The organism is Cellulophaga sp. RHA19 (genome assembly GCF_002813425.1).
Lineage (GTDB): Bacteria > Bacteroidota > Bacteroidia > Flavobacteriales > Flavobacteriaceae > Cellulophaga.
On sequence record NZ_PHUL01000001.1, the window covers coordinates 2307222 to 2331540 of the forward strand.

The 24319-nt window shown below is 31.5% G+C and carries 23 protein-coding genes; 17 read left to right on the plus strand and 6 right to left on the minus strand.

Annotated features, from left to right (window positions below; all coding sequences use genetic code 11):
- The first annotated feature begins 93 nt into the window (after positions 1-93).
- From AX016_RS10205 to AX016_RS10220, 4 genes are all read left to right on the plus strand, one after another.
- Positions 94-972 (plus strand): PPK2 family polyphosphate kinase, encoded by an 879-nt coding sequence (locus AX016_RS10205; RefSeq protein ID WP_100895508.1) that lies wholly within the window; start codon positions 94-96, stop codon positions 970-972.
- Position 973: 1 nt separating this feature from the next.
- Entirely contained in the window at positions 974-2368 is a 1395-nt protein-coding gene (locus AX016_RS10210; RefSeq protein WP_100895509.1) for a M20/M25/M40 family metallo-hydrolase, read from the plus strand.
- A gap of 77 nt (positions 2369-2445) precedes the next feature.
- Positions 2446-3378, plus strand: coding sequence for a peptidylprolyl isomerase (locus tag AX016_RS10215; protein WP_100895510.1), 933 nt, complete (start codon positions 2446-2448; stop codon positions 3376-3378).
- A 386-nt stretch (positions 3379-3764) separates the two neighbouring features.
- Positions 3765-4310 (plus strand): YfiT family bacillithiol transferase, encoded by a 546-nt coding sequence (locus tag AX016_RS10220; RefSeq protein WP_100896845.1) that lies wholly within the window; start codon positions 3765-3767, stop codon positions 4308-4310.
- 1 nt (position 4311) lies between these two features.
- Here the strand turns inward: AX016_RS10220 and AX016_RS10225 are convergent, their stop codons facing one another.
- Positions 4312-4866: a thioredoxin family protein gene (locus tag AX016_RS10225; RefSeq protein WP_100895511.1), complete on the minus strand. Its 555-nt coding sequence runs from the start codon at positions 4864-4866 to the stop codon at positions 4312-4314.
- A 66-nt stretch (positions 4867-4932) separates the two neighbouring features.
- Between AX016_RS10225 and AX016_RS10230 the strand changes: the two genes are divergently transcribed.
- Complete coding sequence (locus AX016_RS10230) at positions 4933-5271, plus strand: tRNA-binding protein (RefSeq protein ID WP_100896846.1); 339 nt, start codon at positions 4933-4935, stop codon at positions 5269-5271.
- Positions 5272-5330: 59 nt separating this feature from the next.
- Here the strand turns inward: AX016_RS10230 and AX016_RS10235 are convergent, their stop codons facing one another.
- From AX016_RS10235 to AX016_RS10245, 3 genes are all read right to left on the minus strand, one after another.
- Positions 5331-7847 carry a M14 family metallopeptidase gene (locus AX016_RS10235; protein WP_100895512.1) on the minus strand — a complete coding sequence of 839 codons (2517 nt, stop codon included), beginning with the start codon at positions 7845-7847 and terminating at the stop codon, positions 5331-5333.
- A gap of 74 nt (positions 7848-7921) precedes the next feature.
- Positions 7922-8296: a PUR family DNA/RNA-binding protein gene (locus AX016_RS10240; protein ID WP_100895513.1), complete on the minus strand. Its 375-nt coding sequence runs from the start codon at positions 8294-8296 to the stop codon at positions 7922-7924.
- A gap of 81 nt (positions 8297-8377) precedes the next feature.
- Positions 8378-10135: an ABC transporter ATP-binding protein gene (locus tag AX016_RS10245; protein ID WP_100895514.1), complete on the minus strand. Its 1758-nt coding sequence runs from the start codon at positions 10133-10135 to the stop codon at positions 8378-8380.
- 169 nt (positions 10136-10304) lie between these two features.
- Here AX016_RS10245 and nusB point away from each other — a divergent pair, with 169 nt between their 5' ends.
- The 3 genes from nusB to yajC are packed head-to-tail and all read left to right on the plus strand — an operon-like array spanning position 10305 to position 12082.
- The gene (gene nusB / locus AX016_RS10250) at positions 10305-11252 is read left to right on the plus strand and encodes a transcription antitermination factor NusB (protein WP_100895515.1); all 948 of its coding nucleotides are present in this window, start codon (positions 10305-10307) and stop codon (positions 11250-11252) included.
- A gap of 44 nt (positions 11253-11296) precedes the next feature.
- Complete coding sequence (locus AX016_RS10255; RefSeq protein ID WP_100895516.1) at positions 11297-11776, plus strand: DUF1573 domain-containing protein; 480 nt, start codon at positions 11297-11299, stop codon at positions 11774-11776.
- A gap of 3 nt (positions 11777-11779) precedes the next feature.
- Positions 11780-12082 carry a preprotein translocase subunit YajC gene (yajC, locus tag AX016_RS10260; RefSeq protein ID WP_100895517.1) on the plus strand — a complete coding sequence of 101 codons (303 nt, stop codon included), beginning with the start codon at positions 11780-11782 and terminating at the stop codon, positions 12080-12082.
- Between the two features lie 76 nt (positions 12083-12158).
- On the opposite strand, the gene pepT is transcribed toward yajC, so the two are convergent.
- A complete protein-coding gene (gene pepT, locus AX016_RS10265) occupies positions 12159-13382 on the minus strand; it encodes a peptidase T (RefSeq protein WP_100895518.1) in 1224 nt (407 codons plus the stop codon).
- 160 nt (positions 13383-13542) lie between these two features.
- Here pepT and AX016_RS10270 point away from each other — a divergent pair, with 160 nt between their 5' ends.
- Entirely contained in the window at positions 13543-14580 is a 1038-nt protein-coding gene (locus AX016_RS10270) for a quinone-dependent dihydroorotate dehydrogenase (RefSeq protein WP_100895519.1), read from the plus strand.
- Here AX016_RS10270 and AX016_RS10275 read toward each other — a convergent pair.
- Positions 14577-14987 carry a Dabb family protein gene (locus AX016_RS10275; protein WP_100895520.1) on the minus strand — a complete coding sequence of 137 codons (411 nt, stop codon included), beginning with the start codon at positions 14985-14987 and terminating at the stop codon, positions 14577-14579. The genes AX016_RS10270 and AX016_RS10275 overlap by 4 nt on opposite strands.
- Before the next feature lie 84 nt (positions 14988-15071).
- On the opposite strand from AX016_RS10275, the gene AX016_RS10280 reads away from it, so the two are divergent.
- The 8 genes from AX016_RS10280 to AX016_RS10315 all read left to right on the plus strand — a co-directional run bounded on the left by AX016_RS10280 (position 15072) and on the right by AX016_RS10315 (position 24273).
- Positions 15072-15698 carry a LysE family translocator gene (locus tag AX016_RS10280; RefSeq protein ID WP_198519425.1) on the plus strand — a complete coding sequence of 209 codons (627 nt, stop codon included), beginning with the start codon at positions 15072-15074 and terminating at the stop codon, positions 15696-15698.
- A gap of 31 nt (positions 15699-15729) precedes the next feature.
- Positions 15730-16596 carry a hydroxymethylglutaryl-CoA lyase gene (locus AX016_RS10285; protein ID WP_100895521.1) on the plus strand — a complete coding sequence of 289 codons (867 nt, stop codon included), beginning with the start codon at positions 15730-15732 and terminating at the stop codon, positions 16594-16596.
- 136 nt (positions 16597-16732) lie between these two features.
- The gene (locus AX016_RS10290; protein ID WP_100895522.1) at positions 16733-17944 is read left to right on the plus strand and encodes a DUF4856 domain-containing protein; all 1212 of its coding nucleotides are present in this window, start codon (positions 16733-16735) and stop codon (positions 17942-17944) included.
- A gap of 111 nt (positions 17945-18055) precedes the next feature.
- Positions 18056-19180 (plus strand): imelysin family protein, encoded by a 1125-nt coding sequence (locus tag AX016_RS10295; protein ID WP_100895523.1) that lies wholly within the window; start codon positions 18056-18058, stop codon positions 19178-19180.
- 64 nt (positions 19181-19244) lie between these two features.
- Positions 19245-20624 carry an HTTM domain-containing protein gene (locus AX016_RS10300; RefSeq protein ID WP_100895524.1) on the plus strand — a complete coding sequence of 460 codons (1380 nt, stop codon included), beginning with the start codon at positions 19245-19247 and terminating at the stop codon, positions 20622-20624.
- Positions 20605-23028 carry a TonB-dependent receptor domain-containing protein gene (locus tag AX016_RS10305; RefSeq protein WP_100895525.1) on the plus strand — a complete coding sequence of 808 codons (2424 nt, stop codon included), beginning with the start codon at positions 20605-20607 and terminating at the stop codon, positions 23026-23028. The genes AX016_RS10300 and AX016_RS10305 overlap by 20 nt, the downstream gene beginning before the upstream one ends.
- Before the next feature lie 8 nt (positions 23029-23036).
- The gene (locus AX016_RS10310; RefSeq protein WP_100895526.1) at positions 23037-23534 is read left to right on the plus strand and encodes a hypothetical protein; all 498 of its coding nucleotides are present in this window, start codon (positions 23037-23039) and stop codon (positions 23532-23534) included.
- A gap of 34 nt (positions 23535-23568) precedes the next feature.
- Positions 23569-24273, plus strand: a complete 705-nt coding sequence (locus AX016_RS10315; protein ID WP_100895527.1) for an Insecticidal toxin complex protein — start codon at positions 23569-23571, stop codon at positions 24271-24273.
- Positions 24274-24319: the final 46 nt, after the last annotated feature.

Sequence of the window (24319 nt, forward strand, 5' to 3'; positions counted from 1 at the left end):
AGAGACAAAAAAACCTATTCATGTGTTATAAAGCAGGAAAACATCAATAAAATATAGTATATTCAGTCTCTTAAAATACTAAACCTTACACAAGTGCGCAACGTAGATATAAAAAATTACAAGGTAACAGAAGAGGTAAAACTTTCTAATAAACCTACATTAGAAACCTTTGGAAAATCTGATAAAAAACTAAAGAAAGAGTTAGAAGATATTAGAGAAGAATTAGGCGATTTTCAAGACACATTGTACGCCCACGGTAAATACAGTGTTTTAATTTGCTTACAAGGAATGGATACTGCTGGGAAGGATAGCTTAATTCGTGAAATTTTTAAAGATTTTAATGCCCGTGGTGTTGTGGTGCATAGTTTTAAAGTACCAACAGAATTAGAGCGTAAGCATGACTATTTGTGGAGGCATTACATAGCATTGCCTGCAAAGGGTAAATTTGGGGTTTTTAATAGAACACATTATGAAAATGTTTTGGTAACGCGCGTACACCCAGAGTATATTATGGGAGAGCATATACCAGGTATACATAGTGTAGATGATATTGATGATGCTTTTTGGGCAAAAAGATTTGAGCAAATAAATAATTTTGAAAAGCATATAGCAGAAAACGGGACGTTAATTTATAAGTTTTACTTGCATTTATCTAAAGAAGAACAGCGCCAAAGGTTAATACGTAGGTTAGATTTAAAAGAAAAAAACTGGAAATTTTCACCTGGAGATTTAAAGGAACGTAAACTTTGGGATACCTACCAACATTGTTATGAGGATGCAATAAATAAGACTTCTAAAACACACGCGCCTTGGTATGTTGTACCTGCAGATAATAAAAAAGGAGCTAGAGTAGTTGTGGCATCAATATTATTACAAGAATTAAAAAAGTATAAAGATATTAAGGAGCCAGAATTAGACGATGAAATTAAGGCTAATCTAGAAATGTATAAAACACAATTAGAATCTGAATAGAATGAAAAAGATAACCTTATTATTCCTTTTTGTTTGTACCACAATTTTAGCACAAACAGAAGATGAAAAACAACTAAGATCTATATATGACGCAGCATTAACAGATGGTATGGCTTATAATTGGCTAGATCATTTATCTAATCAAATTGGAGGTCGTTTGTCTGGTTCTGTAGAAGCGCAACAAGCTGTAGATTACACTAAAAAAGAATTAGAAAGCCTAGGTATAGACCGTGTGTATTTACAGCCAGTTATGGTTCCTAAATGGGTGCGTGGTTTGCCAGAGTATGCAAACATACTGTCTGAAGATGGTAGAAGTACAAATGTACCAATTTGTGCCTTAGGAGGTTCTGTTGCAACATCTGCTTTAGGTTTAAAAGCAGATGTGATAGAAGTAAAGGGTATTGAAGAATTACAAGATTTAGGAAAGGATAAAATAGAAGGGAAGATTGTGTTTTTTAATAGACCAATGAACCCAAAGGATATTGTGACTTTTACCGCATATGGAGGTTGCGTAGACCAACGTTATTCTGGAGCAGCAGAGGCAGGTAAGTATGGAGCAGTGGGAGTAATTGTTAGGTCTGTTAACTTACGTTTAGATGATTATCCCCATACAGGTTCTATGAGTTATGGAGATACACCTGTAAAAAACAGAATTCCTGCAGCAGCAATTAGCACCAATGGAGCAGAGCTATTGTCTACAGCCTTAAAACTAAATCCAAAGACAAAGTTCTTTTTTAAGCAAAATTGTAAACAGTATAATGATGTACAATCTTATAATGTTATAGGAGAAATAAAAGGCAGTACTTATCCTAATGAAATTATTGTAGTAGGCGGACATTTAGATTCTTGGGATTTGGGTGATGGTTCTCATGATGATGGTGCAGGAGTGGTACAAAGTATGGATGTACTTCGTTTAATAAAGGCATCTGGTTACAAACCAAAACGTACCATAAGAGCTGTATTGTTTATGAATGAAGAAAATGGTTTGCGAGGAGGTAATAAATATGCAGAAGTAGCTAAAAGTAAAAGAGAAAATCACATTTTTGCTTTAGAAAGTGATGCTGGTGGGTTTTCGCCAAGAGGATTTTCTTTTGACTGTTCCACAGAGAATTATGAGCAGATAAATAGCTGGAGGAACTTATTTAAACCTTATTTAATTCACTTGTTTGAAAAAGGTGGTAGCGGAGCAGATGTTGGTCCGTTAAAAAAAGACAATATTGTTTTAGCAGGTTTGCGCCCAGATTCTCAACGTTATTTTGACCATCACCACGCAGCTAATGATACATTTGAGCACGTAAATAAGAGGGAGTTAGAATTAGGAGCAGCTACAATGACAAGCTTGGTGTATTTGTTTGATAAATACGGTATTGTATCATCAAAAAAGATAAAAGGATAATAACAAATTCTTAAACGTCTGGGCTTTTGTTAACAAAAAACAATGACTATCTTTGCGGCTCATAAAAAATAAGCGATATGCAAGACGGAATTTACGCAAAATTCAATACTACTAAAGGAGAAATTTTAGTAAAATTAACGCACGATAAAACACCAGGTACAGTTGGTAACTTTGTAGCCTTAGCAGAAGGTAACTTAGAGAACTCTGTAAAGCCTCAAGGAACACCATATTATAACGGATTAAAATTTCATAGAGTTATACCAGATTTTATGATACAAGGTGGTTGCCCATTAGGAACAGGTACTGGAGATGCAGGTTATAAGTTTGATGATGAGTTTCACCCAGATTTAACACATTCTGGTCCTGGAGTATTATCTATGGCTAATGCAGGTCCTGGTACAAACGGTAGTCAGTTTTTTATAACTCACATTGCTACACCTTGGTTAGATAACAAACACACAGTTTTTGGAAACGTAGAGAGCGGACAAGATGTTGTAGATGCTATTGCACAAGATGATACTATTGAAAGTTTAGAAATAGTTAGAGTTGGTGCAGAAGCAGAAAAATGGAATGCTGTTGAAGCTTTTAGAACTTTTGAAGGTTCTAGAGAAAAAAGATTAGCTGAAGAAAAAGCTAATGCAGAAGCTGAAATGGAAAAATTAGCAGCAGGTTTTGAGTCAACAGATTCTGGACTACGTTACAAAATTATTCAAACAGGTAGTGGAGCACAAGCAGAAAGTGGTAAAACAGTATCTGTACATTATGAAGGTTCTTTAACTAGTGGTCAAGTTTTTGACTCATCATACAAAAGAAACCAACCAATAGATTTTCAATTAGGAGTAGGACAAGTAATTCCAGGTTGGGATGAAGGTATTGCTTTATTAAAAGTAGGAGACAAAGCGCGTTTTGTTATACCATCTAATTTAGCATACGGTAGTGCAGGAGCAGGCGGAGTTATACCTCCAAATGCATCACTAATTTTTGATGTAGAATTAATGGATGTAAAATAGTTTTAAAAACTACTACGCATAATTTTTTTTAAGGCCTCTCTTTTCTAAAGAGAGGTTTTTTCGTTTATATAAAAAACTACCATTTACACTTACAGTAAGTAAAATAATATTTACAACAATTAGTACAGATAAAATAAGAAAAAAAGTAATCATACTTATATAGGTTAATTTGTTCAAATTAAGGTTTATACTTACATAACAATTATGTTAACAAAAACCCTACCAACTTTCTTCATATAACTTAGGGGGTGTTAATTATATGTACTTCTTTAGGTAGATTCACATTTGTTAAAAGGGTTGCGTAAAAAGTTAATTTAATTGTAATTTTTGCGTAATTTTGCATCTAATTATAAGCAAATTAGGTGTTTAATAAAGTATTTGTTGGTATGAAAAGTAGTACGCTAGAATCATTAAAATATCCAATAGGACATTTTTCGTGTCCTACTGAAATTTCTATTCAGGAAATAAATAAATGGATAACTGTTTTAGAATCTTTTCCAGTTAAGCTTACAAATATTGTATTAAATTTAAATGAAGAACAATTAAATACACCTTACAGACCAAACGGATGGACGGTTATACAATTAGTGCACCATATAGCAGATAGTCATCACAATAGTTATACGCGTTTTAAATGGGCACTTACAGAAGATGCACCTGTTATAAAAGCATATGAAGAAAAAGATTGGGCTAATTTGGTAGATGCTTCTACATCACCAGTAATATTGTCTTTAAATTACATAACTGCACTACACGCAAAATTGGTTTATTTATTAAAAGGGTTAACTGATGATCAACTAAATAGATCTTTTATTCACCCTTATGGCAAAACAAAAGTTACAGTAGCAGAAAATATTGGTAGTTATGCTTGGCATAGCAATCACCACTATGCACATATAAAAAATCTATGTGAAAGAGAGGAATGGTTTTAAGTTACTTCCATTTAATATTACAACCTATACTTGGTTTTTGTTCTGGATTAATAAGCTCTCCTTTGTATAAAGCATCTAAAGCATTTCTTAAGTCTCTTCCGTTTAGTGGTATTCCGTTTCCTGGTCTAGAATCATCTAATTGTCCGCGATACACTAATTTTAAATCAGAATTAAAAAGATAAAAATCTGGAGTACAAGCAGCATCATAAGCTTTTGCTATTTCTTGGCTTTCATCATACAAATAAGGAAAACTGTACTTATTTTCTATAGCAACCTTTGCCATTAGGTTTGGAGCATCTTGCGGGTAGTTTATGACATCGTTACTTGAAATTGCAACAAAATTAAAACCTTTACTTTTATAATCATTAGCAATTTTTACAAGCTCTGGATTTACGTGAATTACAAAAGGGCAATGATTACAAATAAAGGCAATTACAGTGCCTTTTTCTCCTTTACAGCTATCTAAAGCAATAAATGTATCTGTTGTAGTGTCTAAAAGATTAAAATTAGGAGCAACCGTTCCTAAAGCTAACATATTACTTGGTGTACGAGCCATTTTGTTTTATTTAAATGTAGCTGTTAAAATAACTATATTTGAATGGTAAAGGTAAAAATAATAGATATGAAAGAGCAAATTACGTGGTCAGATTTTTCTAAAATTGATATGCGTGTAGGAACTATTATTGATGTTAATGATTTTCCTGAAGCACGTAACCCAGCGTATCAATTAAAAATAGATTTTGGTGAAGAAATTGGTGTTTTAAAAACATCTGCACAAATAACATTGCGTTATACTAAAGAACAGTTGCTAAACAGGCAAATTATGGCAGTTGTAAACTTCCCTAAAAAACAGATAGCTAATTTTATGAGTGAATGTTTAGTTATGGGAGCAGTAGAGGGTAAAGATGTAATATTATTAAGCCCTGATGCTAAAGTGCCAAACGGATTAAAAATAGGATAGTTGCTTAACAAAAAAATCTCGAGTTGTTAGCCCGAGATTTTTATAGTTGATTAGAACTTTTACATCATTTTACCAAAATAAATGGCATTCATTAAAAGTTTGTTAGTGCCAAACCAAAAGGCTCTAAAATTAGTGTTATCTGTAAATAAAATAACTTGTCCTTTACCATAACCACTTGTCTTAAACGGAACACTATTTTTTAGCACAGCTAAATTTTCTTTAGAAATATAACCACTTAATAAGGGGTTGTTAGTGTATTGTATAGGGTTGTTATAACTATTCTTATCTGGAGTAATGTAAATGTTAGTATTCCTAAATAGTGGTAGTTTATCATTTTTATACCCGTAATTTATAGGATGAGAACGGTCTAGCTTTGCTTCAAAAATTGCACCACCGGTTACTTGTGCGCCTCTAAAATCTCTACGTTTATCAAAAGGAATATTTTTGGCTACAATAGCAGAATCCCTTTTAAAATCTATTTTTAAAAGCTCGTTAGAATTTAACCAGTATGCAGCATTTCTGTATCCAATTAAAGTGCCGCCAGCTTTAACCCAATCTTTAATTTTAGCAACAGAACTTTTGTCTAAAGCACTACCATAAACACTAGGTATAATAAGAGCTGTATATCTACTTAAATCTACTCTAGAAAAATAATCTGTATCTAGTTTGGTAATTTTCATATTGTAACGCTGGTCAAACAAATGCCATATTTCTCCTGCATCTGCATAGGTTACACCACTACCAACTAGTAAGCCTACTTGTTGTTTTTTAATAGGATCAAACTCATTACTACCTAAATCTATTCCTTTAGTTAGACCTGTACCCACAGCAGTCACTTTTAAATTGTTTTCTTCTGCTATTTGAAGCATAAACTGTTGCATCTCTGCTTTATTAAGACGTTGGTTTTGTACAGGAACCATAATAGTACCATAATCATAGCTTTTACCCTCTACAGTAAAGGGCTCTTTACCAACTTTTACTCTAAGGCCAGCCTCTAAAATAGTATTTAATGCTCTAGGGCTGTAATACTCATTCCACTCAAATAAATAAGCGTAATTACTATTTCCTGTTAAGCTACCAATTAAAGGCTTAAGTTCTTTTATTTCCTCACCCAAATTACTAAGACTTGTAGTTTCTGTGTAATCTAAATTAAAAGCTAATGGGAATGTCCAGGCAGAAATATCATAAAATAGACTATCTGTAAATGTTGTTCTTTTTTCGAACATTGCATTTATAAGCCTGTAGTTTTTCTGATTCATAGGAACAACATAACTAGCTCCTTTTTTATAGTTTTTACCGTTAAGAACAACATCTGTTTTTAAGTGGTTAAATTTAATGTTATGTCTTTTTAATATGTCTGCTAAGTGCCAAGTTTTAGAGGCGTCTTTATTGTCTCCAAAAATAATAGCTTTTGTTTTACTTTTTGCTGCTTGTGATTTAGCATTTTTATAAAATTGCTGCTGGTACCCTAATATTTTAGAACGCATATTATATGCAGCTTCTATTGTAGATAAAGCTGCTGTAAACTGGTTTCTAATTGTAAAAGGGAAAGTAAGTATACCATTTTCACTTTCTTGTACGTGGCCACGAGAACTACCTTGCTCAAATAAAATACCAATGCTACCGTTAACGTCAGGAAAAGTAGATCCTTTACCATAATAATAGTCATCATAATTTTCTTCAGAATAATATAAAGAACCAATTTTGTCAAAAGCTTTGGCGTGATATGTTCCAATTTCTGCTGTTAGCTCTTGATTTATTTTTGGAGTTAATGGGTGTACTCTTGTAGGTTCTCCTGGTTGAAAAAAGAATGTTGAGTTTGTACCCATTTCATGATGGTCTGTTAAAATATTAGGCAACCATTTATGAAATGTGGTAATCCTTGCTTGACTTTCTGGTAATTGTACAGGTAACCAGTCACGGTTCATATCAAACCAATAGTGATTAGTACGTCCGTTTGGCCAAGTTTCATGATATTCTCTATCATTACCATCTGGATTCAAATTTTTGCTTTTGTTGCTGTTTGCCCAATGTGCAAAACGTTGTATACCGTCTGGGTTAAAAGCCGGATCCATTAGAATAACTAAGTTATTTAGTTGTTCTTCAATTTCTTTGCCTTGTGCAGCTGCTAAATAGTAAGCATATGCTAAACCAGCATTTGCACCACTTGGCTCATTACCATGAATAGAAAAACCTTGGTAAACAACAATAGGTTGGTTGCTGGTATCTGCACTGCTATTTGTATTAGCAATGTGAGCTTGTCTTATGTTTTCTAAATTAGCTTGATTTTTAGCAGAAGTTATAGTTAATAATAATATAGGTCTGCCTTCATAAGTTTCACCTCTATTTTCTATAGTAATACGATCACTAGCCTTTGCTAATGCTTTCATATAAAACTGCAATTTATCATGAGATACGTGCCACTCACCAACTTCATGACCTATAATATCTATTGGTTTAGGAATGTCTGGGTTGTATGTTACGTTTTGTGGCAGGTAATAATTTAAGTCTAGTTTTTCTTGTGCTTGGTTTAGTTGAAACACTAGAAAGGCTAGTAAAAAAAGTCTTTTTTTCATAGGTGAGTTAGTTTTTGAAAATAAAAAAAGCGACCCTTTTAAAGGGTCGCTTAAAGATACATTTTTTTTAGAATTTAAATGTCGTCAAAGCTTACGTTTGTAAAGCTACTTGCTGTTGCAGTTTCTTCAACTACGTTAGAATGTTCTTCTTTTTTAAAATCTTTTTGGTGTCTGTCAGAAATTACTTCCTCGCCTTTTTCTTCAATAATGTAGTCCATCATTTCATTTAAAATCTCTTTAAACGGAGTAAAATCTTCTTTATACAAGTAGATTTTATGTTTTTTATAATGGAAAGACCCATCATCATGTGTAAATTTTTTACTCTCAGTAACCGTTAAATAATAATCTCCAGCCTTAGTACTCCTCACATCAAAAAAATAAGTCCGTCTACCGGCTCTTAATACTTTTGAATAAATCTCTTCCTGATCCATTAGTTCTTTTTCACTCATTGTTATAGTTATCTTGTTAGTGTAATGTTATCATAGTATTCCTCAAAAATGGAAAAAAAATAACTAATTGACAACATTTTTCTAACTTTCTTTCTCAGAGAGTTGACTATTATAAAGAGCTTTGTAATAGCCGTCTATCTCATACAATGAGTTATGAGTTCCTTCTTGAACTACTTTTCCGTGATCTAAAATTATAATTTTGTCTGCATTTTTTGCAGAAGATACTCTATGACTTACTATTAGAGTAGTTTTGTTTTTAGACGCTGTTTTAAGATTGTTTAATATTTTTTCTTCAGTTTCTGTATCTACAGCAGAAAGGCAGTCATCAAAAAGGTAAATTTTAGGATCCTTTAGTAGTGCTCTGGCAATAGATACACGTTGTTTTTGGCCACCACTTAGGGTAATACCTCTTTCACCCAATACAGTGTCGTACTTTTCTTTAAAGTTCATAATATTTTTATGAACAACAGCTTTTTTGGCTACAGCAATTATCTCATCATCTGTAGCATTCTCTTTACCAAATTTAATATTATCTTTTATAGAGTCAGAAAATAAGAATGCATCTTGTGGTACAGCACCAATATTTTGCCTTAAACAATCTAGGTTTACATTTTTAATAGGAGTATCATCTATAAGTATATTACCAGAAGAAACATCGTACAGCCTAGCAATAAGGTCTAATATTGTAGATTTTCCGCTACCTGTTTTACCAATAATAGCTACAGTTTCTCCAGAATTTATAGTAAAAGAAACATTGTTTAAAGCTGTAATATTAGTATCGTCATAAGTAAAACTTACATTTTTAAACTCTATTTTACCATTAATCTCCATAAGATTAGTAACGGTATTTTTAATCTCAGGCTCTTCTTGTAAAAACTCGTTTATACGTTCTTGTGATGCTTCTGCTCTTTGTATTATAGATGTTAACCAACCAACAATAGCAACAGGCCACGTAAGCATATTTACATAAATAATAAATTCAGCAATAAGGCCAATACTTTCTATTTCTCCATTTAAATATTGTTTACCACCAACATAAATAACAATAATATTACTAATACCAATTAGTAAAACCATCAGTGGAAAAAACCAAGCATTTATTTTAACCAAAGACATACTTTTATCTTTGCCCTCATTAGCTAAAGACACAAGTTCTTTATTGGTACGATTTTCTATACCATATGCTTTAATAACAGATATACCAGAGAAAGATTCTTGTGCAAACGTAGAAAGTTTACTTAAAAACTGCTGTACAACTGTACTACGTTTGTGTATAAGCTTACTAATTTTATAAATTAGAACTGATAAAATAGGTAATGGTATAAGCGTGTAAATTGCTAGTGTAGGAGCTTTAGAATACATTATGGGTATTATGCAGGCAAACAATGTAATGGTGTTCATTCCGTACATTAATGCAGGTCCGCAATACATTCTAACCTGACTAACATCTTCGCTAATCCTGTTCATTAAATCTCCAGTTCTATTCTTTTTGTAAAAATTAAGACTTAGTTTTTGGTAGTGGTCATACACTTCATTTTTTAAATCGTACTCTATATGTCTAGATACGTTTATAATGGTTTGTCTCATTAAAAAAGTAAAAAAACCAGATAAAAGTGCAGCACCTAAAATTATAAGGATATAGTCTAGTAAATGCCCTTTAACTAATTCTATAGATATATTATCTTGATTAATAAACTCTTTTACTACGTTTATAGATTTGTTTACGTAAGGAGGCATTACTAATGAAAATACACGTGCAATTACAGTAATAATAATACCAATAGTAAGTTTAAGCCAATATTTTTTAAAGTACTTATTTATATGTTTTAACTCTTTCATTTACTTTTAAGGATAGTGGTGTTGTACTAAGTTGGCAAAGATAGGTTTTTGAAGTATAACCTTATGTTATCATTATCATAAGATAAAAACTTACTACAATTGGTACATTTGAAAAATATAATAGTACTTTTGCAAAATATAATTTTTAACAAATTAAAGTTCTTTTTCAATGCTAACAAGAAGGCATATTAGGGTTAAAGTAATGCAATGCATCTACGCCCTCACTCATTCACAAGATGACACACTAGAAAAACAAGTAAAGTTTTTAAAGTACAGTGTAGATAGTATGTATACATTATACTTACTAATGTTAAGTTTGTTGGTAGAACTGCAAAAAAGAGCAGAAGAGCAAGCAGATATTACGGCCAAAAGTTATTTGGGTAACGTTTCTGATGCTTATCCAGACCGCAAAAAATTTGTAAACAATAAAGTGTTGTTGCAAATAGCAGACAACAAGTTACTACTTGAAGAATTGTCTAGCAGAAAATTAAATGACTGGTACTTAAACGAGGAGTACATTAGGTTAATTTACAAAGAGGTAATAGAAAGTGAATATTATACAACTTATATGACTAGTAAAACTAGTAGCTATGAGGAAGATAAAAATTTACTTGCAGATCTTTTTAAAAATGTAATAGCGCCTAACGAAAAAATTTACGACTATTTTGAAGACGATAAATTAACGTGGGTAGATGATATTCCTATTGTAAATACTTTTGTTTTAAAGCTAATAAAAAAAGCTAAACCGGAAGCTATAGAATCTTACTTTTTGCCAGAGCTTTTAAAAGAAGACGATGATATGGTGTATGCAAAGCAATTGCTTACTAAAACACTATTAAATGATGCGGAATATGTTAAAGAAATTGTAGGTAAAACTCCAAATTGGGATAAAGATCGTATTGCAGATATAGATGGTATTTTACTTAAAATGGCAATTTGTGAGCTTTTAAATTTCCCTTCTATTCCAGAGAAAGTAACTATAAATGAGTTCTTAGAGATTGCTAAAGAATACTCTACACCTAAAAGTAGCATTTTTATAAATGGTATTTTAGATAAGCTTGTACGTGAGTATAAAAGTGAAGGAAAGTTAAAAAAAATAGGTAGAGGTTTATTATAAAAAATATTCATTAATTTTGTGTAAACAAAATAAAAACTAGAATTATGAAAAAAATTATTTTACTATTTGGAGTAGCTGTGTTTGCTATGTCATTTACAGCTTGTAAAGACAATGCTTCTAATAAAATAATTATGGCGAATGTAGATAATGCTGCAGAGAGAGATAGCAATGCTAAAAACTTGCCAGAAATGAGTTTTGATAGAACTGAGTTTGATTTTGGTACTATAACACAAGGAACTCCACAGCAAACAGTTTTTACATTTACTAATACTGGTACAGCACCTTTAATTATTACAGATGCAAAAAGTACTTGTGGATGTACTATTCCAGAATATCCAAAAAACAAAGCAATTGCTCCAGGAGAATCTGGTGAGTTGTTAGTTAAGTTTAACGGATCTGGTCAAAACCAAGTAACTAAAGCAGTAACAGTAACTGCAAATACAGCAAAAGGAAGAGAAACTTTACGTATCAAAGCTTTTGTTAACCCTAAAAATGGTGCAGCAGCGTCTATACCAACAAAATAAAGAATGGATCAAATATTAGAGCAATACCCATTTCTACCAATGGTAGGAATATTTATAGTAGCATATTTTTTTATGATACGTCCGCAAATGAAGCGTTCTAAAGACGAGAAAAAATTTGCTACAGAATTAAAAAAAGGAGATAAAGTTATTACCAAAAGCGGAATGCACGGTAAAATTTTTGATTTAAATGATAAAGATATGTCATGTATAATTGAGACTATGTCTGGTAAAATTAAGTTTTCTAGATCAGCAATTTCTATGGAAATGAGCAGAAAATTAAATGAACCAGTAGCAGAAAAAAAGTAGTACTTCAATTAGTATAAATTAAAAAGCATCGATTTTATATCGATGCTTTTTTTGTTTATTTAAGTTGCTAATACTACTATTTAGTAGCTGTAAGCTCGCATATTTTTACTATAACCTCTACAGCTTTTTCCATACTTTCTACAGGAACATACTCGTATTTACCATGGAAATTATGTCCGCCAGCAAATATATTTGGGCACGGTAGTCCCATATAACTTAGTTGTGAGCCATCAGTACCACCACGTATAGGCTTTATAATTGGTGTAATATTTAAGGCTTCCATAGCTTCTTTTGCAGTTTCTACAATATGGTATACAGGCATTACTTTTTCTTTCATATTAAAGTACTGGTCTTTAATAGATAGTTTTATACAGTTGTTGTATTTTTCATTTAATCTAAAAACTATAGTTTCTAGTGCTTTTTTACGGTCTTCAAAAGAGTTTCTGTCATGGTCTCTAATAATTAGTCCTAATTCAGCATTTTCAATCTCTCCTTTAATAGTATGTATATGATAAAAACCTTCTCTACCGGAGGTATGTTCAGGAACCTCTTTATTAGGTAAGGCAGCCATAATTTCTTGGGCAATACCAATGGCGTTTATCATTTTTCCTTTAGCATAACCTGGGTGTACGCTTTTACCTTGTATTGTAATGTTAGCACCAGCAGCATTAAAGTTTTCATACTCTAACTCGCCAATTTGGCTACCATCTATAGTATATGCCCATTCTGCACCAAATTTTTCAACATCAAATTTATGTGCACCACGACCAATTTCTTCGTCAGGAGTAAAACCAACTCTAATTTTACCGTGCTTAATTTCTGGGTGAGCAATTAAAAATTCCATTGCTGTAACAATTTCTGTAATTCCTGCTTTATCATCTGCACCTAAAAGCGTAGTACCATCTGTAGTCACAAGGGTCTGACCTTTGTATTGTAATAAATCTTCAAAATAATCTGGAGATAACACAATGTTTTTATCAGCATTTAAAACAATGTCTTTACCGTCATAATCCCTAATTATTTGCGGATTAACGTTTGTTCCAGAAAAATCTGGAGTAGTATCAAAATGTGCAACAAAACCAATTGTAGGCACTTCTTTATCTATATTACTAGGTAGTGTTGCCATAATGTACGCATTGTCATCAATAGTAACATCTTCCATTCCTATTTCTTTAAGTTCTGTAACCAACTTATTTGCTAAATCCCACTGCTTTGCAGTACTAGGAGTTGTGTTAGAACTGGCATCGCTTTGCGTATCAATTTTTACATAACCTAAAAATCTATCTAAAATATCTTGCATAAGTATTTAATTTACTCAAAAGTACAGCTTATTTAGATTTTTAAAGATAATTAGGCCAGTGTATTTAGTTATAAAAATTGTAAAAACTGTTAATAAAAACCAATTGTAAAATAGTTCTACATCTTGGTAGTTTGTATTTTTGCCAAAATTTTAAAATTCTATGTACAAAGCTATTATTAGGCCGTTGTTTTTTTTGATGGATCCAGAAAAGGTGCATCATTTATCATTTTCATTAATCAAGTTTTTTTCTAAAATAGGTTTTGGAGGTTTATTTAGAGCAATGTACGTAGTTGAAGACAAGCGTTTAGAAAAAGAGGTCTTTGGTATTAAATTTAAAAATCCTGTTGGTTTAGCTGCTGGTTTTGATAAAGATGCCAAATTGTATAAAGAGCTATCTAATTTTGGTTTTGGCTTTATAGAAATAGGAACTTTAACTCCTAAACCACAGTCTGGAAATCCTAAAAAACGCTTGTTTAGGTTAAAAGCAGACAAAGCTATTGTAAACCGTATGGGATTTAATAATGGTGGGGTTTTAGAGGCTGTAGAGCGCTTAAAAGAACAGCATAATGTATTAATTGGTGGTAATATTGGTAAAAACAAAATTACTCCTAATGATGGTGCAGTAGAGGATTATTTAATTTGTTTTGAAGCGCTGTATCCGCACGTAGATTATTTTGTTGTAAACGTAAGTTCTCCTAATACACCAGGGTTAAGAGAGTTGCAAGATAAAGAGCCTTTAACAAATTTATTAAATGCATTAGTTACAGAGAATAAAAAGTATGTGACACAAAAAGGAGTAAAGGCTAAGCCTATTTTGCTTAAAATTGCTCCAGACTTAACAGATGAGCAGTTGTTGGATATTATAGATATTGTAGCAATTACTAAAATTAACGGTGTTATAGCAACCAATACAACCATAGAGCGTAACAACTTAAAATCGCCAGAAAGTATTACTAAAGAAAATGGAGGTTTAAGTGGTAAGCCATTAACTAGTAGAAGTACAGAGGTTATTAAGTTTTTAGCAGATAAAAGCAACAAAGCCTTTCCTATTATTGGAGTAGGAGGTATACACTCTGAGAAAGATGCTTTAGAAAAATTAGATGCAGGAGCAGACTTAATACAAATATGGACAGGTTTTATTTATGAAGGTCCAGGTCTTGTAAAAAGAATAAATAGAGCAATTTTAGCTAAAAGTTAGTTGGTCCAATAGTCTAACACAAAAACATCGTCTAAAATAGGAGTAAGTTGGGTTACAAAAGCCTTGTGGTCTGGGTGAGGTAAGTAAATAGCGCGGTCTTCTTCGCTTTTAAAAGTAACAAAAAAGCAGTGTGTAAATCCTTTGCTTAAGCCTTCAGGACTATTATTTAGTCCCCATTCATAATCTTTTATTTGTGATATTTTAGATGGTAGCGCACTAAAAGCTTCTTCAATAGCAGTAATTTGTTGCTTTGTGGCATCAGCTTTAAATTTAAAAATTACCACGTGTCTTAATACGCTATCTTTAGGTGTAGTCATCATTTTGTTTATGCTTTTATTGTTAGTACTAGTGCTTGCATAGTTGGTGATACTTAGACTAAAGAAAAGTAGTAGAATTATATTTTTCATTGTTTAGTATTTTCTATAAAGATAAATATATAGAATGTATACTATTATAAAATTTGTACTTTTCATTTTTAAATAACTAAGATTTTGAATTACGATATACTTATTGCCTTTATGTCTGCCACCGCAGTGTTAGCTTTTTTTCCTGGGCCAGATAATATATACGTGTTAACACAGAGTTTGGTAAACGGTAAAAAATCTGGTTTAGCAACTGTTGCTGGCCTAATTTCTGGATGTTTAGTACATACAACCTTGTTAGCTTTTGGTGTATCTGCAATAATTAAAGACAATGATAATCTATTTTTAGTAATTAAAATATTTGGCGCATGTTACCTGTTTTATATTGCTTTTAAAGTTTTTAAGAGTGATGCTCATCTTATTTTAGGAACCGGTAATGCACCCAGAAAAAGTGCATTCTCTTTGTTTAAGCAAGGTTTTGTAATGAATGTGCTAAACCCTAAAGTTGCATTGTTCTTTTTGGCTTTTTTTCCTGGCTTTTTGTTTAGTGATACTTTAAGTTCAGTAATTCAATTTTATATTTTAGGATTGATTTTTATGTTGGTCTCTTTTTTGATTTTTGCATTAATAGCTGTTTTAGCTGGTTCAATTTCTAGTTATATAGCTAAGAATGATAAAGTTGGATTGTTTTTTAAATGGATACAAATTGTAGTTTTTATAGGCTTAGGAATTTATATTCTTTTATCGGATAAATAATAGTAATTTTGAAGAAGTCAACAATTAATTTATGTCTGCTACAGTTAAAATAACAGAATGCCCAAGAGATGCAATGCAAGGAATAAAAGATTTTATTCCAACAGAGTTAAAGGTAAAATACATACAGTCTTTGCTAGACTGTGGTTTTGATACTATAGACTTTGGTAGTTTTGTGTCTCCAAAAGCAATTCCGCAAATGGCAGACACCGCAGAGGTTTTAGCAAGCTTGGACTTATCTAGAACTCAGAGTAAACTATTGTCTATAGTAGCCAACGTGCGTGGAGCACAAGATGCTACTAAACATAAAGAAATAAACTATTTAGGTTATCCTTTTTCTATTTCAGAAAACTTTCAGATGCGTAATACGCATAAAACAATTGCACAATCTGTAGAAACACTAAAAGAGATTTTAGACATTGCTAATACTGCAAATAAAGAGGTTGTTACTTATATTTCTATGGGCTTTGGTAACCCTTATGGTGATCCTTGGAATGTAGAAATTGTTGGTGAATGGACAGAGAAATTAGCAAATATGGGAGTTAATATCATCTCATTATCAGATACAGTTGGTTCTTCTACTCCGGACGTCATAGATTATTTATTCTCTAATTTAATACCTAAATATCCAGACATTAAATTTGGTGCTCATTTGCATACTACACCAACCAAATGGAAAGAAAAAGTAGCAGCAGCTTATAATGCTGGCTGCGTTAGATTTGATGGTGCAGTACAAGGTTTTGGTGGTTGCCCTATGGCAAAAGACGATTTAACTGGTAATATGCCTACCGAAAAAATGCTATCTTATTTTACGGCAGAAAAAGTAAATACCAATGTTAATTGGATGGTCTTTGAGGCTGCATATAATAAGGCAACAGAGCTGTTTTCTAAGTTTCATTAATTTTCTTTTTTTATTGGTTTTATCTCTATTAATTTTCTAGCGAAAAACACTTTGTTTTTATTTATTCTAAATAAACATTGTTTTGTAATGATCTATTAAAGATATTTGCAAAAAAAAATAATTAAACACTTTTAGTATGAGGTTAAATAAAGTTTTCGTTGGTTTATTTGTAGCAAGTGCAATTTTTACTTCTTGTTCTTCAGATGATAATGGAGATGATACATCAGGAGGAAAAAATGTAGTAGCTCCTGCTACTTATGTTTTTGAAAATAATGGAGAGAGTTCTGTAGATTTTGGTGGTCAAACTACTAGAATTAAAATGGGACAAGAGTTTATCTCTGCTCTTAAAGACAATAGTAAAACAGAAGCAGAATTAGATGCAATGTTTACTCATCAAGAGGGAGCTGCAGATTTTTCTGATGAAGATTTAAATAGCTCAGGAAAAAGTATTCGTAGTAAAGTAGCTGCATCTGCAGACTATTTTTCAGCTAACACAACAGCTTCTATGGCTATAAAAGAGCAATTAGATTTATGGATTAGTGAGCAAGTTACAGATGTTTTTCCTAATTGGGATGTTGATGCTGTTGCAGGTAGTGCAGGTAAAATACAACAAGCAGGTGGTGGTTCTACAAGATATGTTAACGGTAAAGGTTTAGAGTATAACCAAGCAATTGCAAAATCTATTATTGGTGGTTTAATGGTAGACCAAATGCTAAATAATTACTTAAGTACTGCTGTTTTAGACGAAGCAACAAATATTGAAGATAATGATGCAGGTACATTGGTAGATGGTAAAAACTACACTAATATGGAGCATAAGTGGGATGAAGCTTATGGATATTTATATGGTAATGAAGATACTCCTGCAACACCAGAATTAGGAAAGGATAGTTTTTTAAATGAATATTTAGGGAAAGTTGAAGAAGATGCAGATTTTGCAGGAATAGCTAATGATGTTTACGAAGCTCTTAAATTAGGTAGGGCTGCAATTGTGGCTAAAAATTACGTTGTTAGAGATGAGCAGGTAGAAATTATTAGAGAAAAAATATCTAAAGTAATTGCAGTACGTGCTGTACATTACCTACAGTCAGGAAAAAATAATTTAACGAGTGATAAAGCTTCTGCTTTTCACGGTTTATCTGAAGCTTTTGGATTTATTAATAGCTTACGTTTTACAAGAGATAACCTAACAGGTTCTCCTGTTTTGTCTTCTACAAAAATTGATGGGTATATGGATACGTTAATGGCTGATAATGGCTTTTGGGATGTTACACCAGCTACATTGGATATGATTTCTGATGAGATTTCTGCTGCATATGGTTTTACTAAAGAACAAGCCGCAAATTAGAAGTACATATAGTTAAATAGCTGATTTTAAAAAAGTAGTCATATAATAGTTATTTTATGACTACTTTTTTTTATTTTTGCCTTTTATTTAGAATAAATAAAATTAAGGAGAATGAAGAGAGTAGGTTTTATTTTATTGATAGCATTAGTGTTTAATGCTTGTAGTAGTTCATCAGATGATGGATCTGATTTGCCAACAGGAGGAAAAGATGATTTTAATAGAGGCGAGTTATTAGTTAATGTTGCAGATAATATTATTATTCCTGCTTATGAAGATTTATCTACTAAACTTAATGATTTAGAGGATGAAAAAGATAATTTTATAACTACGCCTTCAGAAGCTAACTTAGTTACTTTAAGAGAAAAATGGTTGTCTGCATACAAGGTTTGGCAATCTGTAGAATTATTTAATATAGGTAAAGCCGAAGAAATTAACTACGGTTTTCAAATGAACATATACCCAACTACGGTAGAGGATATAGAAAGTAATGTTAGTTCTGGAACTTACGATTTAACGCATCCTAATAATAATGATGCAGTTGGTTTCCCAGCTTTAGATTATTTATTAAATGGTTTAGCAGACACAGACGCAGAGATTTTAGAAAAATATACAAATGCTACTTCTGGATCTGGATATAAAACTTATTTGTCTGACTTGGTAATCCAAATGAATACATTAACCGATACTGTGTTAAACGATTGGAAAAATGGGTTTAGAGATACTTTTGTTGCAAGCACAGAAAATACAGCAACAAGCTCATTTAACAAGTTAGCAAACGATTTTGTTTTCTATTTTGAAAAAGGGTTAAGAGCTAATAAAGTAGGTATTCCTGCAGGTGTTTTTTCTACAGATCCGTTACCAACTAAGGTAGAGGCGTTTTATAATAATGAAGTTTCAAAAGAATTATTGGTAGAGGCTTTAAGTAGTGTAAAAGACTTTTTTAATGGTAACACATATAATGCAACTACATCTGGTATAGGTTTTTCAGATTACCTAGATTATTTAAATAATATTACTGAGGGAGAAGATTTAAAAACCATTATTAATAGTGGTATAGATACGGCAAATGCTGCTATTCTAAATTTAAATGCAAGTTTATCTGAACAAGTAGAGACAGATAATAAAAAAATGACAGAAGCTTATGATGCTTTACAAAGAGTTGTTGTTTTAATAAAAGTAGATATGTTGCAAGCTTTTAGTGTAAGTGTAGACTATACTGATGCTGACGGAGATTAATGCAATAAAAAATTAGTAATTAAAGATTCTCTAAGATGTTTAGAGAATCTTTTTTTGTGTTTATATGGTAAGTAATTTTAAAACATATTTAAATAAGACTAGTCACGCTGCTCCTTTGGTAGTGTTTAGGATATGTTTTGGTTTATTAATGCTGCAAAGCATAGTTAGGTTTTGGGCTAAAGGGTGGATTTATGACCTTTACATTCAGCCTAAATTTCATTTTACATATTATAATTTTGAGTGGGTTAAACCTATAGGTAATTACACATATCTTCTTTTTATTATTTGTGCCGTTGCAGCAATTTTAATAGCTATAGGATATAAATATAGGCTTGCTGTTTTTTTATTCTTTATAAGCTTTACATACATAGAGTTAATGGATAAAACTAGCTACTTAAATCATTATTATTTTGTTAGTGTTTTAAGTTTTTTAATGTTTTTTATACCTGCAAATGCATATTTTTCTGTAGATGCTTTGGTAAGGAAAAAGGCATTTAAATACGTTCCTAGTTATACTATAGACAGTATTAAACTTTTGTTATCAGTAGTGTATTTTTATGCAGGTTTAGCAAAAATAAATTCAGATTGGCTTTTTAGAGCTATGCCGCTAAAAATATGGCTGCCCTCTAAGTATGATATTCCTTTTATAGGTAATTCTTTGTTGCAACAAGAGTGGATGCACTATTTCATGAGTTGGTCAGGAATGTTGTATGATCTTTTTATTCCCTTTTTACTGCTTTACAAAAGAACAAGAATCCTAGCCTTTGTTGCAGTGGTAGTTTTTCATTTGTTTACAAGAATATTGTTTCCAATTGGGATGTTCCCGTATATAATGATTGTAAGTAGTCTTATCTTTTTTAGTGACAACTTTCACATAAAAATCATCAATTACATAAGAAAAATTATTTCTAAGTTACCTGTTGCTATAAATAAAAATATAGCTGTTGTAATGGATAAAAATATATTCTCTATCAATAAAAAGAGATTAACATTAGGTGTTTTAGCTGTGTTTTTTACCATCCAGTTATTACTGCCATTTAGATATTTACTATATCCTGGAGAACTTTTTTGGACCGAAGAAGGATACCGTTTTTCTTGGCGTGTAATGTTAGTGGAAAAAATGGGTTACGCTAATTTTAAAATTGTAGATAGTAAAACTAAAAAGCAGTTTTACGTAGACAATGCAGACTTTTTAACCCCTTTTCAAGAAAAACAAATGAGTACTCAGCCAGATTTTATTGTGCAATACGCGCATTATTTAGGAGATCATTTTAAAAAACAAAACCATAAAAATATTCAGGTTTTTGTAGAGAGTTATGTTGCATTTAATGGCAGGTTAAGCAGGCCGTATATAAATCCTAAGGTAGATTTATATAAAGAAAAAGATTTATTAAAACACAAAACGTGGATTTTACCATTTAACGATGAAATTAAAGGATTTTAAAATAGTAGTACTACTTATATTTTGTAACGCATCTCTTTATGCCCAGTATAAAGTTTCTGGAACCGTTACATCTAAAGAAAATAATTTACCTATAAATGGTGTAGAAATTTTTAATAAAGCCAAGGGTAAGCTTTCTGTTACCAATAACAAAGGTTATTATGAGTTTACTACAGATGATAAACAATTAGAAATTGTGTTTTTTTCTTATGAGTATAACATAGAAGAAGAAATAGTAAATGTGGTAGGTAATACTGTATTAAACAAACAACTATCTGCTGTAGAAATAGAATTAACGGAAGTTGAAGTTGTAGCAAGAAAGGCTCAAATTTTTAACTTAAAGCGGTTACAGGATGTTGTGGGTACATCTATATATGCAGGTAAAAAAACAGAGGTTGTTTTGGTAGGCGAGTCTGTAGCAAATTTAGCATCTAATAATGCTAGGCAAATATATAGTCAGGTTGTTGGTTTAAATATTTTTCAGAATGATGACGCTGGTTTGCAATTAAATATTGGAGGTAGAGGATTAGATCCTAATAGAACATCTAACTTTAATACAAGACAAAATGGGTATGATATTAGTGCAGATGTTTTAGGGTATCCAGAGAGTTATTATACACCACCAGCAGAAGCTTTAGAAGAAATCCAGATAATTAGAGGTGCTGCTTCTTTACAGTACGGAACTCAGTTTGGTGGACTGGTTAATTTTATTACAAAAAAACCAAATCCGACTAAAGAAATAGAAGTTTTAACAAGGAATACTATTGGTAGTAACAATTTATACACAAACTACACTAGTGTAAACGGAACTAAAAATAAGGTTAGTTATTACGCAAGTTTTAACTTTAAAGAAGGAGATGGTTTTAGGCCAAATTCATACTTTAACTCTAAAAACGCTTTTTTACATTTAGGGTATCAATTAAATACTAAAACTAAGTTAGAGGCAGAAATAACGTACTTAGACTATTTAGCTCAGCAAGCAGGTGGTTTAACAGATGCTATGTTTGCAGAAAACCCATACCAAAGTAATAGAGCAAGAAACTGGTTTGCTGTAAATTGGTTATTATATAGCATAAAACTAAAACATAAGTTTACAGAAAATGCAAGTTTGTCGTTTAACTTTTTTGGATTAAATGCATCTAGAAACGCTTTGGGTTTTAGAACCAATAGAGTAGACCAAGTAGACACAAATGAAGAAAGAGATTTAATAACTGGTGACTTTAATAATTTTGGGTTTGAAACTAAGTTTTTAAACAAATACAGCTTATTTGGTAAAAAGGCAACTTACTTGGTAGGTGCTAAATTTTACAAAGCAAATAATACATCTGTACAAGGACCTGGAACAAATGGTAGTGATGCTAATTTTTCTTCAGCAATAATAGATTATCCAAATTACGCAGCACAGTCTAATTATAAAAACCCAAATTTAAATGTTGCTTTTTTTGCAGAAAATATACTTTATATAAAAGATAATTGGTCTGTTACACCAGGCTTACGTGTAGAGTATATAAAAACGGAAAGTGATGGTTTCTTTAAAAATATAAATACAGATGCTGCAGGTAACGTTATTTTAAATGAGACAGTAGAAAGCAGTGATAGCAACACTCGTTCTTTTGTGTTGTTTGGTTTAGGGTCTAGTTACAAATTAAATGACTACGTAGAAATTTATGGTAATGCATCTCAAAACTATAGATCGGTAACGTTTTCAGACTTAAATATTGTTAATCCTTCTTTTATAATAGGAGATTTATCAGACGAAAAAGGATATACTTTAGATCTTGGTTTTAGGGGTAACTATAAAAATTACATCTCTTACGATGCTGGTATTTTTGGTCTTTTTTATAATGATAGAATAGGTTTATTAACAAAGGAATTAGATGATGGTAGCGTAAAGCAAGAAAGAACCAATGTGGGTGATGCACGTATTGTAGGAGTAGAGTCTTTAGTAGATTTTAATTTTAAAAAGATATTAAAAATGAATAGTAATTATAGCTTTAACTATTTTATTAATTCATCCATAATAAAATCTGAATACACAAAGTCACAACAAAACGGAATTATAGGAAAAAGTGTAGAATTTGTACCAGATTTTAATTTTAAAACAGGTGTAAAATTTGGATATAAAAATTTATTATCTAGCATACAATACACAAGCTTAACAGAGCAATTTACAGATGCTAGTAACTCCAGGGAAGCTAGTTTAAGTGGTGTTAATGGTGTATTGCCAAAGTATAGTGTTTTAGATGTTTCTTTATCATATACCTACAAGTTTTTAAAGTTAGAAACAGGAATTAATAATGTATTAGATAAAAAATACTTTACAAGAAGGGCAACTGGGTATCCAGGACCAGGTATTATACCTTCATCAAACAGAAACTATTACGCTACATTACAAATGAAATTTTAATTTTTATAATGACCTACAACGGACTACTAAGTACTTTTCCATCAGAAGTTAAGCTGTTTATAGGAGCTTTTGTGGTAATCTTATCTATTGGTTTTTATACAGGTCTTTTATTTATTAATGAAACCACAGAAGCAAAACCAGCAGCCATTACAGAAAACTATTTAGGTAATGAAGAAGATGAAAATGCAGATGTGATGAAGTTTAAGAAAAGTAAGCGAGAAATGCTTACCACTGTGCATACACATATATTGTCTATGTCTTTTATCTTCTTTTTGTTAGGAGTTTTGGTATGGCTTACAAAACTTCCTAAAAAGCTAAAGCTGTTTTTAACAATGGAGCCATTTTTATCTGTATTACTAACATTTGGTGGTATTTATGTGCTTTGGTGTGGCATACTTTGGATGAAATATGTTATTATGATATCTGGTATATTAATGACCACTACTTTTACAGCTTCTGTAATGCTTGTTTTGTATCAATTGTGTAAAAAGCAAACTACAGCCTAATTTTTGACGTATAGTTTATTAGATTTATACTACTATGCGTTACTTTTTAATTCTATTTTTTTTCTTTTTTTATATTGATAGCTCCGCTGCAGAATGGAAGAGTCTTAAACAATATGAAAAATTAACCGGAAGAAGTACACTTTTACATAAAGATTGGCTTAAAAAAGACCGATTAAAAAATACGGTTACTTGGCAACAGGCAAACAGCTTCAACCTAAAAAATAATTTATTTTTAGAATATCAAACTATAAAACAAAGAAGAGATTTTTATAAGTGGTATGCATTGTCTGTAGAAGAAAAAGGGCATAAAGTTGTGTGGCCAAGAATGGCTCATTTTATATCTTCCAAGTTAAATTTAGCAACTAGTTTTCCCTATAAGTTATTTATAAAAAAGGAAGTTTTAGTTTCATCAGAAAAAGGAAGTGAAAAAGTATTTAATTCGGCTTTTAAAAGTATGTATAGTTTGTATGCTATGCCCAACGCTTTAAGTGTAGCAGAAAGTCTTGCTTGGGATAAAGCTATTTTACACGAGGAGCAGTACTTATGGATAGATCCTATTTATATAGAAATGAGTGCTAAAACCTTAAAAAGAATAGAGCGTATAGCTAAAGGAAAATCTGTTTATGCTTTGGTTGTGTCTAAAAAAATACGCTTTAAAGGAGACTTGTTAAAACCAATAGAGAGGTATACCTATGCTATGCAAACGTTAAGAAAACATTGTGAAAACTCTTATTGGTAAATATGTGGTTGTTTACATATATAAATTGTATATTTGCACGCAATTA